This is a genomic window from Larkinella harenae (genome assembly GCF_054780515.1).
The window spans coordinates 114,298-128,478 of sequence record NZ_BAAGWE010000001.1; the positions used below are offsets into that span (position 1 = coordinate 114,298).

The 14,181-nt window shown below is 46.8% G+C and carries 14 protein-coding genes; 11 read left to right on the plus strand and 3 right to left on the minus strand.

Going from position 1 to position 14,181, the window contains the following annotated elements; all coding sequences use genetic code 11:
• The 8 genes from mraY (at position 1) to ACYVH9_RS00500 (ending at position 7,271) form a co-directional block, all read left to right on the plus strand.
• Entirely contained in the window at positions 1 to 1,218 is a 1,218-nt protein-coding gene (mraY, locus tag ACYVH9_RS00465) for a phospho-N-acetylmuramoyl-pentapeptide-transferase (protein WP_460634320.1), read from the plus strand.
• Between the two features lie 362 nt (positions 1,219 to 1,580).
• A complete protein-coding gene (gene rplM, locus ACYVH9_RS00470; RefSeq protein WP_460634321.1) occupies positions 1,581 to 2,030 on the plus strand; it encodes a 50S ribosomal protein L13 in 450 nt (149 codons plus the stop codon).
• Between the two features lie 85 nt (positions 2,031 to 2,115).
• Positions 2,116 to 2,502, plus strand: coding sequence for a 30S ribosomal protein S9 (gene rpsI, locus ACYVH9_RS00475; RefSeq protein WP_379848018.1), 387 nt, complete (start codon positions 2,116 to 2,118; stop codon positions 2,500 to 2,502).
• Between the two features lie 172 nt (positions 2,503 to 2,674).
• Positions 2,675 to 3,520, plus strand: a complete 846-nt coding sequence (gene rpsB / locus ACYVH9_RS00480; RefSeq protein WP_460634322.1) for a 30S ribosomal protein S2 — start codon at positions 2,675 to 2,677, stop codon at positions 3,518 to 3,520.
• 130 nt (positions 3,521 to 3,650) lie between these two features.
• Positions 3,651 to 4,484, plus strand: coding sequence for a translation elongation factor Ts (tsf, locus tag ACYVH9_RS00485; protein WP_460634323.1), 834 nt, complete (start codon positions 3,651 to 3,653; stop codon positions 4,482 to 4,484).
• 181 nt (positions 4,485 to 4,665) lie between these two features.
• Positions 4,666 to 5,277, plus strand: coding sequence for an RNA polymerase sigma factor (locus tag ACYVH9_RS00490; protein WP_460634324.1), 612 nt, complete (start codon positions 4,666 to 4,668; stop codon positions 5,275 to 5,277).
• Positions 5,278 to 5,518: 241 nt separating this feature from the next.
• A complete protein-coding gene (locus ACYVH9_RS00495) occupies positions 5,519 to 6,346 on the plus strand; it encodes a mechanosensitive ion channel family protein (RefSeq protein WP_460634325.1) in 828 nt (275 codons plus the stop codon).
• Between the two features lie 34 nt (positions 6,347 to 6,380).
• Positions 6,381 to 7,271 (plus strand): DUF3078 domain-containing protein, encoded by an 891-nt coding sequence (locus ACYVH9_RS00500; RefSeq protein WP_460634326.1) that lies wholly within the window; start codon positions 6,381 to 6,383, stop codon positions 7,269 to 7,271.
• 6 nt (positions 7,272 to 7,277) lie between these two features.
• On the opposite strand, the gene ACYVH9_RS00505 is transcribed toward ACYVH9_RS00500, so the two are convergent.
• Both ACYVH9_RS00505 and ACYVH9_RS00510 read right to left on the minus strand, forming a co-directional pair.
• Positions 7,278 to 9,137, minus strand: coding sequence for a tetratricopeptide repeat-containing sensor histidine kinase (locus ACYVH9_RS00505; RefSeq protein WP_460634327.1), 1,860 nt, complete (start codon positions 9,135 to 9,137; stop codon positions 7,278 to 7,280).
• A gap of 27 nt (positions 9,138 to 9,164) precedes the next feature.
• Complete coding sequence (locus ACYVH9_RS00510) at positions 9,165 to 9,938, minus strand: response regulator (protein ID WP_460634328.1); 774 nt, start codon at positions 9,936 to 9,938, stop codon at positions 9,165 to 9,167.
• A 214-nt stretch (positions 9,939 to 10,152) separates the two neighbouring features.
• On the opposite strand from ACYVH9_RS00510, the gene ACYVH9_RS00515 reads away from it, so the two are divergent.
• Positions 10,153 to 10,527, plus strand: coding sequence for a LytTR family DNA-binding domain-containing protein (locus ACYVH9_RS00515; protein WP_460634329.1), 375 nt, complete (start codon positions 10,153 to 10,155; stop codon positions 10,525 to 10,527).
• Between the two features lie 235 nt (positions 10,528 to 10,762).
• Here ACYVH9_RS00515 and ACYVH9_RS00520 read toward each other — a convergent pair whose 3' ends face one another.
• Complete coding sequence (locus ACYVH9_RS00520; RefSeq protein WP_460634330.1) at positions 10,763 to 11,701, minus strand: hypothetical protein; 939 nt, start codon at positions 11,699 to 11,701, stop codon at positions 10,763 to 10,765.
• 302 nt (positions 11,702 to 12,003) lie between these two features.
• Between ACYVH9_RS00520 and ACYVH9_RS00525 the strand changes: the two genes are divergently transcribed.
• Both ACYVH9_RS00525 and ACYVH9_RS00530 read left to right on the plus strand, forming a co-directional pair.
• On the plus strand, positions 12,004 to 12,834 hold the full coding sequence (locus ACYVH9_RS00525) for an Fpg/Nei family DNA glycosylase (RefSeq protein ID WP_460634331.1): 831 nt from the start codon (positions 12,004 to 12,006) through the stop codon (positions 12,832 to 12,834).
• Between the two features lie 156 nt (positions 12,835 to 12,990).
• Entirely contained in the window at positions 12,991 to 14,181 is a 1,191-nt protein-coding gene (locus tag ACYVH9_RS00530) for an acyltransferase family protein (protein WP_460634332.1), read from the plus strand.

Consider the following 14,181-nt stretch of genomic DNA (forward strand, 5'->3'; position numbering starts at 1 on the left):
ATGTTATACTATCTTTTTACGTACCTCGATCAGCAGTTTGACTTCCCTGGTGCGGGGGTTTTTCAGTATCTATCATTTCGGGCCGGTGCCGCCATTACCCTGTCACTGTTGATTGCAGCGGTTTATGGGCGCCAGATCATCGATATGCTCCGAAACCTGCAAATTGGGGAGGAAATCCGGGATTTAGGGCTGGAAGGACAGATGCAGAAACGCGGGACGCCAACGATGGGCGGGTTTATTATTCTGGCATCACTGGTTTTTCCGACCCTGCTGTTTGCCAAACTGACCAACGTATATATTGTTTTGTTGCTGGTTTCTACCATCTGGACGGGGCTGATCGGGTTTCTGGACGATTACATCAAAGTCTTCAAGAAAAATAAGGAAGGGCTACAGGGTAAATTCAAGGTTGTCGGACAGGTTGGGCTGGGGTTGATTGTTGGTCTGACGTTATATTTTAATGACTATGTCCGAATTCGGGTTTACAAACCGGGCGTCATTAACACATCCATCGGCCAGGTGGAATTCGGAGCGTATCAGGACATCAAATCCATGTCAACCACGGTGCCGTTTCTGAAAAATAACGACTTTAATTACAGCTCGTTACTGCCTGATTTTATTCCAGACGAATACACTTGGATTTTATATGTAGCTATTGTCATTTTTATCGTTACGGCGGTTTCTAATGGGGCCAACATTACCGACGGTATTGACGGTTTGGCGGCTGGGACCTCCGTCATCATCGGCTTGACGCTGGGGGTATTCGCTTATCTATCGAATAATAAAACTTTTTCTCAGTACCTGAACATCATGTACATCCCGAATTCGGGCGAGATGGTTATTTTCTGTGCGGCTTTTGTGGGGGCTTGTGTGGGCTTTTTGTGGTACAATTCCTACCCGGCGCAGGTGTTCATGGGCGATACGGGAAGCTTGATGCTGGGCAGTATCATTGCGGTACTGGCGCTGGCAACCCGGAAAGAATTGCTGATTCCGATCATGTGCGGTATTTTTCTGGTCGAGCTCGTTTCGGTGATCATGCAGGTCAGTTATTTTCGGTATACCAAGAATAGGTACGGCGAAGGACGACGCATCTTCCTGATGTCGCCCCTCCACCACCATTTCCAGAAAAGAGGCTACCATGAAGCCAAGATCGTCACCCGTTTCTGGATTGTTGGAATTATTCTGGCCGTTATCTGCTTAGTGACTTTGAAGCTTCGTTAACCGCGTAGTAGAAACCGGTAGGTAGCTATGACCAAGGAAAAATGCCTGGATCAGCGAGAGCCTCTAGATTGGCCACTCTGACTCTTAACGTGAATAAGCTCGACCAACGGCTCAGTCAATTGCAATAACGACAAAATGAGTTAGGAGAAAGCCAGATTCGGATGGAAAACCGTCTGGATGAAGCGCAGCAAACGAAGGGGCTCCTGGTAGCACTGCTGAAAGAACGTCTCAAATAGCGGAAAATTCCAAATACCCTTGTATTTCAGAAATATAGACTCTATATTTGCACTCCCGTTTTTGGACGGGAGTTTTTGTGTATAGCGCAAGTAATTGTCTATCAATATATAATCTCCCATAATCAAGTGGATACGTTAAGCTACAAGACCATTTCGGCCAACAAAGCGACGGTGCAGAAAGACTGGGTGGTCATTGACGCGGAAAATCAGGTATTGGGTCGACTGGCAAGCCAGGCGGCAAAAATCATCCGCGGAAAAAACAAGGCCAGTTTTACGCCGAACGTTGATTGCGGTGACAATGTCATCATCATCAACGCTGAAAAAATCAAACTTACCGGCAGCAAGATGACCGATAAGGTATACGTTCGTCACACGGGACACCCGGGTGGTCAGCGGTTCCGGACACCTCGCGAAATGATGGCAAAAAATCCAGCCTTCATTCTGGAGCATGCCATCAAAGGGATGTTGCCGAAGAGCCGTCTGGGTCGCCGGTTGTTTACCAACCTGTACGTCTATTCGGGTGACAAACATCCGCATGCGTCGCAGCAACCGAAAGAAATTAAACTGGATTATTAATAGTAGAGGTTAGACGTACGACTAGAGACAAAGAATCCATCGACAGCGTCTCTTCTCTCTCGTCTTTCGTCTCATGTCTTAAAAAATGGAACGAATCAACGCATTAGGTCGCCGGAAGACAGCCGTGTCGCGCGTGTATCTTTCGATCGGTACGGGCAGCATTGTTATCAACGGCCGAGATTACAAACAGTATTTCCCCACGGAAGTTCTGCAAATCGTTCTGAAACAGCCGCTGGCTACCATCAACGCTCCGGAAGGATACGACGTAAAAGTAAACGTTCGGGGTGGTGGTATTTCCGGTCAGGCTGAGGCAACCCGTATGGGAATTGCCCGGGCGCTGTGCGAACTGAATCCTGAGTTCCGGCCTGCTTTGAAGAAAGAAGGCTTCCTGACTCGTGATTCCCGGATGGTAGAACGGAAAAAATACGGACGTGCTAAAGCCCGTCGTCGGTTCCAGTTCTCGAAACGTTAATTTTTATCGTTTAATGGTCGAAGCTTGCTGGTTAACGAGGGGTGTTTTGTTCCCGCTAACCTTCAGCCGTCAAACCTTTAACGACTAATTGTCCAGGCCGCACTTGCCTGATGCCGATGTGCGGTGCTGCGTATTATCAGTATTCATTCTTTATTTTTCATTTTTTACAAAAATGGCACAAGTAGAGTATAAAGATCTTCTGGATGCGGGTGTGCATTTTGGACACCTTACCCGGAAATGGGATCCCCGTATGGCACCGTATATCTTCATGGAGAAAAACGGTATCCATATCATTGACCTGAACAAAACGCTGGCTTCGATCGACGAAGCAGCGGCTGCGATCAAAGGTATCGTTCGTTCAGGTCGCAAGATTATGTTCGTTGCTACCAAAAAGCAAGCGCAGGAAATCGTTACGGAAGAAGCGCGTCGTCTGAAGATGCCGTTCGTAACCGACCGCTGGTTGGGCGGTATGCTGACCAACTTCGCCACTATCCGGAAGTCATTGAAGAAGATGCAGGGCATCGAAAAAATGATGAAGGATGAAACGACGTACAAAAGTCTGGCGAAGCGGGAACGTTTGACAGTATCTCGGGAGAAAGATAAACTGGAACGGGTTCTGGGTGGTATTGCTGACCTGACGCGTTTGCCAGCCGCTTTGTTTGTGGTTGACGTAAAACGCGAACATATTGCCGTTGCCGAAGCCAAACGGCTGGGTATCCCGGTTTTCGCTATGTGCGATACCAACTCTAATCCGGACGAAGTCGATTTCCCAATCCCGGCCAACGACGATGCTTACAAATCAATCCGCCTGATTACGCTGGCAATTGGTAAGGCTATCGAAGAAGGACTGCTGGAGCGTAAACAGGATAAAGACGATCAGCGCCTACAGGAAGAAGAAGAAGCCAAACGGGCTGAAGACGTAAAAGCAGCCCAAGCCGAAGGTGAAAGCGCTGAAACGGAAGAAGTAAGCCCGGTGGTCGCTGAAGATACCGAAGGTCAGGAGGATAAGACTATCTAAGAGCAACCATGTTGCCAGGCCTATAAACTCGGATAGCCCGTAGCCTCGCTATGGGCTATTCCGTTTCAGGATATCAGCCACCCGCTGATGATTAAAACGAATACGAAACAGACAATTAATAAACCAAACAATGGCTATTACCGCACAAGACGTTAACAGACTCCGGCAGGAAACAGGCGCCGGGATGATGGATTGTAAAAAAGCATTGACCGAAGCCGACGGTGATTTTGAAAAAGCAAAAGATATTCTGCGCAAGCAGGGTCAGAAAATCGCTAGCAAACGGGCTGATAATACAACTTCTGAAGGCGTAGTTCTGACGCATGTTAGCCCAGATGGGACGACCGGCCGCGTTGTTGGTCTGGCTTGCGAAACCGAACCCGTATCCAAAGTAGCTGATTTCCAGAATCTGGCGATGGCGATTATGGACAATGCTGTGGCTGCCAAACCGGCAACGAAAGAAGAGTTGCTGGCGCTACCGCAGGGCGATGGTCGTTCGTTGCAGGATCATATCACGGATCTGATGGGTAAAATCGGCGAGAAACTGGACGTGATCGCTTACGAAGTAGTAACGGCTGAACAAGTGGTAGCTTACAACCACTCCAATGGCAAATTGGGTGTACTGGTTGGCCTTACTAATGTCAACAGTGCTGAGGTTACCGAAGTGGGTAAAGACATTGCGATGCAGATTGCGGCCATGAAACCCGTTGCCATCGACAAAGATGGTGTGGATGCCAGCATCGTTGAACGTGAAATTGAAATTGGCAAAGATCAGGCGCGTGCGGAAGGAAAACCCGAAGCCATGCTGGAAAAAATTGCCATGGGTAAGCTGCAGAAATTCTACAAAGATAACACGCTGCTAAATCAGGAATTTGTGAAAGATTCTTCGCTTACCATTGCTCAGTTACTCGACAAAACGAGCAAGGGTTTGACCATTTCCGCTTTCAAACGGATTGCAATCGGTTAAGCGAATTGACGGTTTTATAACGCAATAAGTGGAAAGCCTGGTGAATTCACCAGGCTTTTTTTATGATTTATCCACTTGCTATATACATGCTTTTGCTTTTATTTGTACATTCAATTTGTATGGTAATTATGCGGGTGCTTTTTTACGAAAAGCGTTATTTCAAACTATCTAATTACCTCCTATGATTACACCATTAGAGGCTAAAAAGCTGACGGACGAAGAACTAGTGCGGCTGTATGTTGATAAGCAAAGTAACCGCTACTTTGAGCTTTTGTACAATCGTTACAGCGACAAGGTCTACCGGAAATGCTTGATGTTTACAAAAGACCCCGTCAAAGCCGAAGATTTTACGCATGATATCTTTCTGCGTTTAATCATGCGTCTGGGCAGCTTTAAAGAACAATCCCGATTTTCTACCTGGCTCTTTTCAATCACCTACAATTACTGTACGGATCAGCTGCGGCTTAATCGTAAAAAGGCCGAAGTGCCCGTTAACGAGGATATGGACTGGTTGGACGACGACAATGATGATGAAACGATGGAAATGGAAGCCCACCGGCTGAAATCGGCTCTGGAATACCTGACCGTTGAAGAACAGAGTTTGCTTTTAATGAAGTACCAGGATGACGTAAGCATTAGAGAAATAGCCACCATTCACAACCTGAGCGAGAGCGCGGTTAAAATGCGGCTCAAACGCGCCAAGGAAAAGCTGAAGAAACGGTATTTGGAAACGTTGATCTTCCTGTCACTTTTGCTGGCCAAATTTATCACCTGGACGAAATTTAATAAATAGCCTGAAGACAGTTTGAAAAAAACGAATGGAATCGCTTTATAACGTTTTTAAAGAAATTGAATTACCGGATACATGTCCGCCCCATGTACAGGAAGAATTGGTGTCGGAAATTGACCTGATTCGGAATTCACTATCTGTTGTGGAGCTCTATGTAGACGATTTACTAAATGTAGCCTCCACCTTATTTTCAATTATTGACCTTCCTGCCAGATCATCAAAACCGTAGCACCGCACTTTTATTATGAATCGTATTCCGGCCTTCGTCGATATTTTGATCAATACATTTACTACGTTGATCAATCAGTTTATTGATTTTGTTCCACGCATCATCGGTGCTGCCTTTATTCTTGCCGTTGGATTTGGAGTCGCAAAGGCTTTGTCGTTGCTGGTGTCAAAATTACTGCAACGGGTGGGGATTAATCGAATCGGGGATCGGCTGACGGAAATCGATTTCATCAAACGATTAAAAACAGAAATTAAGCTGAGCGACATTGTTGCCAAGGTTCTATATTATTTCGTTCTGCTGATTTTTCTGATGGCAGCAACGGAAACACTTGGTGTTTCGGCCATCACGGAGATGGTAAAATCGCTGGTCGATTTCATTCCCCGGTTGATTGCCGCGGCCATAATGTTGCAAGTGGGTGTGCTGATTGCCGACGCGCTGAAAGGAGCCGTGATTACGCTGTGTCAGTCATTCAATATTGCATCGGGAAAACTGCTTGGGATGATTGTGTTTTTCTTTTTTCTCATCATTACCCTCATTAGTGCCTTGGGGCAGGCCGGAATCAATACGGAATTGCTGGAATCAAGTTTCAATCTGCTGATCGGGGGAATCATATTTGCCTTCGCCATTGGCTACGGAATTGCTTCCCGCGATGTGATGGCTAATATTTTATCCTCATTCTACAGCAAAAACCGTTTTCGGGAGGGCCAGGTTATTCGTATTGACGATACAAAAGGCACCATCATCCAGATTGATAATACATCGCTAACGTTACAAACCGGCGAGTCTACTACTATTATTCCTTTGCAGAGCCTTCAGTCAAGTAAGGTTGAGATTTTTGATTAATGCCCTGATTACTCCACCGTTTCTCTGTTCATATATGAAAACTTCTATTATTCTGGCAGTTCTGCTTGGATGTTTTACCGGCGTTATGGCGCAGACAAAACTTGATTCTGTCAAGGTTATTCCGATTGATACCGTTTACTGGAAGCGCTCGGCCCAGTTTGGTATCAATCTGAATCAAGGTTCTTTTAGCAGTAACTGGAAGGGCGGGGGCGTTAATTCGGTTGCGCTGGGTTCTTTCTTTAACGCCCGGTCGGATTATATGCAGCGACGGTTCAACTGGACAGGCGAAGTGCAACTGCAATACGGTATTGTGAAAAATCAGGGGCAGACTTCCCGTAAAAACGTGGATCGGCTTTTTCTGGATACCAAAGTTGGTCACCGCCTGAGTGAGAAGTGGCTTGCCTTCGGAAATATCAACTTTTTATCACAGTTTGCTCCGGGGTATCGTTATGAAGATGTTGCTGGTGGAGGAGAGCGAAACGTATTAATTTCAACTTTTCTGGCGCCGGGCTTTCTGACGGAGTCCATCGGTCTGGAATACAAACCCGTTACTTATTTTAACCTGCAGTTCGGTCTGGGAACCATTCGGCAGACATTCGTTGTCGATGACAACATCACCGTTGGAGAGCCGACACGGTACGGAGTTGCTCCCGGAAAAACCGTTCGGAATGAATTTGCCTTCCAATTGATTGCGAATTATGATCGGAATATCATGGACAACCTGAACCTGAAAGCCCGCTATCAGCTTTTTGCAAATTACGCTACCCTGAATGCGATTGATCACCGACTTGATATTGCGCTGACGGCCAAGATTAATAAGTACGTCAATGTTAATTTGACCGGCATTGTCCTGTACGACAAAGATCAGGATGATGCTATTCAGTATAGCCAGGGGTTAGCTATCGGCTTTTTATACTCTTTTTAAAACCGTTTAAGCCGCCAAGGGGCTTGGTGCGTACAAAGGCGGGATGATCAGCCGGTATTGCGTGCCGTTGCGATTGGTCACTTCCAGCTGTCCGCCCGCCTGTTCAGTAAGCATCGTGATCAGACGCTTTCCAAACGAAGCATCGGTGTGCTCCCATTGGTGAATGTTGATGCCCACCCCATTGTCCTGCACTTCAAGCGTCAGTTGGGGACGTACCATTGTAGCATCATCGAGCTGCCTGGCGGCTAGTAGCCAGATGCGGAGAAAAGGCTGCTGAACGTCTTCGTAGGCATACTTGAAGGCATTAGTAACGATCTCATTCAGGATTAACCCCAGCAGAATAGCCAGATCGACATCGAGTTCTTCGTGCTCAATCAACAGGTTGCGGTCAAACGAGCTTTTGTTATAGCCATAAGCCAGCATCAGACTGTCGAGCAGGTCAGTAATATACTCTTTCATGTTGACGGCAGACACATTGTCCGTCATATAAAGCCGCTGGTGAATGAGGGACATTGCTTCCACCCGCTGCTGCCCATCCTGTAGAGCCTGCGAGGCACCCTCGTCCTCAAGACGCCTGGCTTGTAAGCGCAGTAAACTTGAGACAATGGCCAGGTTATTTTTTACACGGTGGTGGAGCTCCTGCAAAAGAACCTTTAGCTGCTCGGATTGCTCCATGATCTTCTGGTGACTTTCTGAAATGACGCGGTTATTTTCCAGTAACCGGGCGTTGGTAAGCCGGATGGTACGGTATTGCCAGAACAAAAGCCCTAGCAACAACAACAGCATGGCCAGACCAGCACTCAGCCAGCCTAGCTGCTGGGCTTTTTGGCTATTTTCGGCGTCAAGTGATCGAATTTGAGTTTCTTTTTCCCGAGCTTGATAACGACTTTCGGCCATGATTAGCTGACGGGATTTTTCTTCATTCAAGACGCTATCGCGGTACATAGCCTTCTGGCGGAAGTAGGCCAGCGCCTGACGGTCGTTTCCCCTTTTCTCGTAAATACGCGTCAATACGTCAAAAATGTCTTCCCGAATTTTCAATCGTCCGGGCCCGGATTCGCTCCATTTCAGGGCCAGCCTGGCGTACTGCTCAGCTTCATTGAGCCGATTCATCATCAGAAGCGTGTTGGGAAAGTTCACATAAATGTACCCTTTCAGGTAATCGTCGTTGTGAGCGATGGCATACTCGAGGCATTGGCGATAGATCCGCTCCGACTGGGCATATTGACCGGCATTTTTATATTCGATAGCCCGGTTGAAAAGGGTCGACATATAATCTTCCTTGTTTGCCCGGTAGAGGGCAATGGCTTTGGCATTATAGGCCAGTGCCTTGCGGGAGTTTTTGCGGGTATCTTCCAGGTTGGCTAGTTCAGAGTATGTATCGGCCAGCAAGACTTCTTTCTTGTGCTGGCGGGCCAGTTGTAAAGCCTGTAAGTAATAGTGTTCAGCCTGCTTTAAATCCGTGGCTAAAAAATAAGTCTGACCAATCCGCAGTAGGGTTAAAATCCTTGCGTTAATCAGTTGAGTATCCTTAAGATAATCGAGCGCTTCCTGAAAATAATTAAGAGCCTGAACGAAATTGCCCTGGTCTATTTCCAGAACGCCTAAGGATAAATATACCTTATTGATTTGCCGCTTGTCTTTTAATTTTTCGGCTATTGTCAGCGCGTTGGTTAGTGCAATCTGAGCTTCTCCAACGCGTCCTTTCTCGCGCATTTTTTCGGCAAATTCTTTATACCCGGCAATCTGGACGGTATCGGGTTTGCCAGTTAATGCATTCTTCAGACTGTCGATATTGGCATCCGATTGGGCATAAACCCAAGTGGTCCAAAGAAACATAACGCCGGTCAATAAATTCCATTTCATGAAGGAAGGCGATAAATACAGCCGGCGCTACCAAACCTGAAACTGCTGTATAAAGGCTTGTTTATACTGCCGTCCTAGCGGAACCGTGTGTTTCCCAAGGGTAATCTCCCGGTCTGAGAAGCCTTCGACTTTCTTGATATTGACCGCAAAGGATCGGTGCACACGGGTTAATTGCATTTCACTCAAGCGGTCAAGTAATGCGCTGATAGTCAATCGTATTGCATACTTTCTGTCACTGGTAACAATGGTCGTATAAGCCCCGTCGGCTTCCAGCAGAAGAATTTCTTCCAGCAGTATTTTAACAAACTGGTAATTATGTTTTATAAAAATAAGGTTATCAATGCGCAGAATACTTTCTCGGGAAGGAGCGTCTTTTTCCAGCAATTCCGCACTCTCATCCGGCGATGCCAGATCCAGTTTTTGGGTAAAGTTGTGGAGAGCCAGTTCGATGGCAATACGAAGGTTACTGATCTGAATGGGTTTGGTAAGATAAGCCGATGGAAAGGTTTGTTTGGCCCGTTCCAGCGTTGCTTTATCAGCTAGCGCAGTAGTATAAATAACGGGTACCGGGCGTACACTCCGTATTTGTTCAATGGTGACAATTCCATCCCAGTCACCTTTTAACTGAATATCACATAAAACCAGATCAATCGGCAGGTTTTTGAATAATTCCAGCGCTTTTCGACCGTTGTTGGCAACACCTGCGACGTAGTAACCTTCTTCTTCGAGGGTATCGGACAGGTCCATGGCCAGAATCGCTTCATCTTCAATTATAAGTATCTGAATTTGATCTTTTGCCATATTGCCTTCCCAATTGACTGGGAAATTACCAGATTATTGTGGATTTAAAAAGTTTCATATATCCTGTATTCCGTTCTATTACCAAAATTCACCGTTCGGTTACCAGAATCAGTCGTTAATGCTCTTTTCCATGCAGCCTATTCCAAGAAAGGTATATTTGTAAAATCGACAAGTAACTGTCTGTCTTTGTCCCTATTACCCAGAAATTCAGAATATGTTAATTCCTGCTTCTATTCATTCGATTTCCGGCTCGCCCGATTCGGTACTGCAGTTATATTTCCGGGGCACCCGCCAGTATTTTTTTCAAACGGCAGATCTGGTTTTCCTACAGGGAGATGGCAATTATACCTGGCTGCATTGGAGGAACAGACCTTCAATCATAATGCCTAAAACCCTGAAACAACTGGCTGCGATTCTGCCCGAAGGAGGCTTTGCCAGAATTCACCGCAACAGCATTGTCAATTGCGAATATGTAAAAAGTCTGGAACGTTCGAAAGGGGGAGCTGGTACCATTTACTTGGTTGATGGAACCGCTTTACCGGTTTCCCGGCGACGTTGGGAGATTATTTCCGAATTACTGGGAAGCTAGCGGTGAATAGATTCAAAACATACTTTTTCTCTGTCCTAATTCCTACTGCTGGCCTCTAGCGCTGCTCGTTCGTGCCCTGAAGTTCAGTAAATAGGGTCTATTTTCAGAATGAAGGGGCAGAACGGAGGGCGCAGGTTCCTGTTTTTTCGAAAGAAGCACTAAATCAATCTCTATTATATAATAAAAAGGCGTGATACCGTTGGGCATCACGCCTTTTGAATACGGGCTGAGGGCCTTACTTGATGGCGAAAGAACCTTCGCCGATCCGGAAGCCTTCTGAATAGAACTCAATCGTGTACTTTCCGGGCTTGTAAGGAACAGTTCCGCGGTTGTACGTCAGTTCAACGTTCTGGTTGTTGTTGGTAAACGGAACGGTTTGTTTTACCGTGTAAATTTGTTCTTCACCGTTTACCTGAAACGTTCCAGAACCGTTAGCCATGTCGGATACAACGGCACCCGATGGATCAAGCACCCGAACGTACACCTCTTTTTCTTCCTGCCGGGTCAGCGGGTTTTCGGGCAGCGTATAAACTACTTTCAGTTTGTCAACCCGTTTTGATTTCACTTCGTCGGAAGTGGCATCCCGTTGTTTGCCCCGCGAGTTGAGTGCAAATACACGTACATTCTGTGCTTTCAGCGCAGCCGCCCGGGTTACTTTATCCGTCAGATCCCGGTTGACAGCGGTGTAGGTCGTCACTGAGTCCTGTAATGTTTGCTTTTCCGTTTGCAGCGTCGTGTTTGCATCCGTCAGGGTCTGATTGTTCGTCAATAACACCTGATTTTCTGTTCTCAGCTGTGCAATCAGCGTGTCTTTCTCTACCAGATAGGCTTCATACTGTTTAATTTTAGCCTCATACTTCGAGATAGAAATGCGTTGACCTTTCCGCAAAGCGGCTTTGTCACGTTCCAGATCCGCTTTTACCCGTTGCAGATCGGTAATGTCGCCACCTAACTTCTGAACTTCCGCAATTTTGGCGTCCAATGCGGTTGAAATAGAGTCTAGACGGGTACGGGTTGTGGCCAACTCTTCCACCCGCGTGGCAATTGTTGCTTCTTGATTTTTACCTACTTCTTTCTGTTCATACAGCAGATAACTGGAAACACCTGCAAGAATGGTCATGATAACTAAGGCCGCTACCAGCGCGCCATTTGCTTTTGGCTTATTGTTTTCCATAACTACTTTGTGCGGTTTGTTTGAATTGATTAGACAGAATTAACTAAAATAAGTAAACTATTGTCATTCAATCATGTTAGGGTTATCTTATATTCTGTATACGATCAAAATTTCAATACATTGTATCCATAACGGGAGCTTCTGTAAAGTTAGTGTATCATCGAAACAATTTTTATCGAAAGACTAAATTCAAAGAAAACCGTCATCAGAGCCGATAAAGCTATCAATTACAACCACTTGCGGGTCGGAATTGTTACATAAAACATCAAAACAACTCTAAATTGTTCCCGCTAGTCTGACTTATGCCTGAATTACCCGAAGTCGAATTATACCGACAATATCTCGAAACCTCGTCCTTGCATCAGCCCATAGAAGCCATTGACGTGGAAGATTCCAAATTATTAACAACGCCATTCACGGTTTTACAGGAAGCACTCATCGGGCGTTGGTTTACCGGCACTCATCGGGTTGGTAAAAACCTGTTTGTGCTGACCGACGGCCCCGATCCGGCCAGTGAATCGGTTATCCTGCACATGCACTTCGGAATGACCGGCGATCTGGAATATTACCACTCCTCGCTGGATCGTCCTAAGTACGCCCGGATTGTTTTTTACTTCCGGAACGGTTTTAATTTAGGCTTTATCTGTCCCCGAAAATTCGAGCGAATCGGCCTGATCGATCAGATAGATACGTACCTGAAACGAAAAAAGATTGGAATTGATGGATTAAAAATCAGTCTTTCCGAGCTGACGCAGCAAATACGCCGAAAAAAATCGCTTATAAAACCAGTGCTGATGGACCAGCAAACCGTGGCGGGCCTGGGCAACTGGATTGTCGATGAAGTGCTTTTTCAGGCCCGAATTCATCCCGAAAAACGCACCGAACTACTGACGGAAGACGAAGTTCGGCGATTGCATGAATCCATCCACCTGGTGCTGACAACGGCCATTCGGCACGAAGCGCAGTACCGTGATTTTCCTGCTTCGTTTCTGATCCATGTTCGTGAATGGGATAACTCGCCTTACGATGACGTTGAAGCCCATAAATTCTGTCCGCGCTGTGGCACACGCATTGCCAAATCGGAAGTGGGTGGCCGGACAACCTATTTTTGTCCGCACGATCAGCAAGGCTAGCAGCTACTTGTTTTTCTGTTTTGTACGACGGTTTTGCCATTGTTGTCATTCAAGAGTCAATCCTTTGAAATACCTGGAAAATTTTCGGTTAGTAGCGCGTAGGTACGTTAGGAAAAATTGCTTTTCTTGCAGTTTCCTAACCCATCCTAACTTATTTTGGCTACTGCAATACCTGAATTCCGCGCGGGTCGACTCATGTCGATGGACGCCTACCGTGGCTTTGTTATGTTTTTAATGGCCGCCGAAATCCTTCACTACGGCCGGATTTCGGATGCGCTGCCCGATAGTTCCTTTTGGCGGTTTATGGCCCATCACCAAGACCACGTCCAATGGTTTGGCTGTACGCTGCACGACCTGATCCAACCATCTTTTTCATTTCTGGTAGGCGTTGCGTTACCCTATTCCATTGCCAGCCGGCTTACCAAAGAAGACCCGTTTGGTACGATGTTTCTGCAAACGCTGCGCCGGTCGTTGATTTTGATTCTGCTGGGCATTTTCCTTCGGTCGGTAGGACGAGAACAAACGAACTTTACATTCGAAGATACGCTGACTCAGATTGGTCTGGGGTATCCCTTCCTGTTTTTGCTCGGGTTCCGGTCCGTCCGGGCTACCTGGATCGCCTTTGGTGCTATTGTCGTTGGCTATTGGCTGGCTTTTGTGCTGTATCCGTTGCCCGGCCCCGATTTTTCCTACGAAGCCGTGGGCGTTCCGGCCGACTGGCCTTACCACAAAACTGGTCTGGCGGCTCATTTTAACAAAAATAGTAACCTGGCGTGGGCGTTCGATACCTGGTTCTTGAATCTGTTTCCACGCGCTAAGACGTTTCTTTACAACGGTGGCGGTTATGCTACGCTGAGTTTCATTCCGACGCTCGGGACCATGATTCTGGGGCTTCAGGCGGGGCGCTGGCTGCGGGCTGGTTTGCCGTCTTACGAGATTCTGAAACGGTTTTTGATCGCCGGAGTTGTTGGGTTGGCAGCAGGCTGGCTGCTGACCGTTACCGAAATCAGTCCGTCGATCAAGCGCATCTGGTCACCCGGCTGGGTATTGTTCAGCGGGGGCTGGTGTTTCATCCTGTTATTCATCTTCTATTACCTGATCGACGTACGCCAATGGCGCGGCTGGGCGTTCCCGTTCGTTGTCATCGGCATGAACTCCATTGCTATTTACTGCCTGGTCCACCTGATCGATCATTTCATCATTGATACGTTCAAAACGCACTTGGGCCAAACGGTTTTTGAGCAATTTGGACCTTATGAACCGCTGGCAAGCGGGGGCGTAGCGCTGCTGGTTTTCTGGTATATTCTGTATTGGATGTACCAAAAGAAACTGTTCATTCGGGTATAA

Coding starts and splice junctions, on each gene's coding strand:
- mraY (WP_460634320.1), top strand. CDS start 1: ATGTTATACTATCTTTTTACGTACCTCGATCAGCAGTTTGACTTCCCT.
- rpsI (WP_379848018.1), top strand. CDS start 2,116: ATGGAACGAATCAACGCATTAGGTCGCCGGAAGACAGCCGTGTCGCGC.
- rpsB (WP_460634322.1), top strand. CDS start 2,675: ATGGCACAAGTAGAGTATAAAGATCTTCTGGATGCGGGTGTGCATTTT.
- tsf (WP_460634323.1), top strand. CDS start 3,651: ATGGCTATTACCGCACAAGACGTTAACAGACTCCGGCAGGAAACAGGC.
- ACYVH9_RS00490 (WP_460634324.1), top strand. CDS start 4,666: ATGATTACACCATTAGAGGCTAAAAAGCTGACGGACGAAGAACTAGTG.
- ACYVH9_RS00495 (WP_460634325.1), top strand. CDS start 5,519: ATGAATCGTATTCCGGCCTTCGTCGATATTTTGATCAATACATTTACT.
- ACYVH9_RS00500 (WP_460634326.1), top strand. CDS start 6,381: ATGAAAACTTCTATTATTCTGGCAGTTCTGCTTGGATGTTTTACCGGC.
- ACYVH9_RS00505 (WP_460634327.1), bottom strand. CDS start 9,137: ATGAAATGGAATTTATTGACCGGCGTTATGTTTCTTTGGACCACTTGG.
- ACYVH9_RS00510 (WP_460634328.1), bottom strand. CDS start 9,938: ATGGCAAAAGATCAAATTCAGATACTTATAATTGAAGATGAAGCGATT.
- ACYVH9_RS00515 (WP_460634329.1), top strand. CDS start 10,153: ATGTTAATTCCTGCTTCTATTCATTCGATTTCCGGCTCGCCCGATTCG.
- ACYVH9_RS00520 (WP_460634330.1), bottom strand. CDS start 11,701: ATGGAAAACAATAAGCCAAAAGCAAATGGCGCGCTGGTAGCGGCCTTA.
- ACYVH9_RS00525 (WP_460634331.1), top strand. CDS start 12,004: ATGCCTGAATTACCCGAAGTCGAATTATACCGACAATATCTCGAAACC.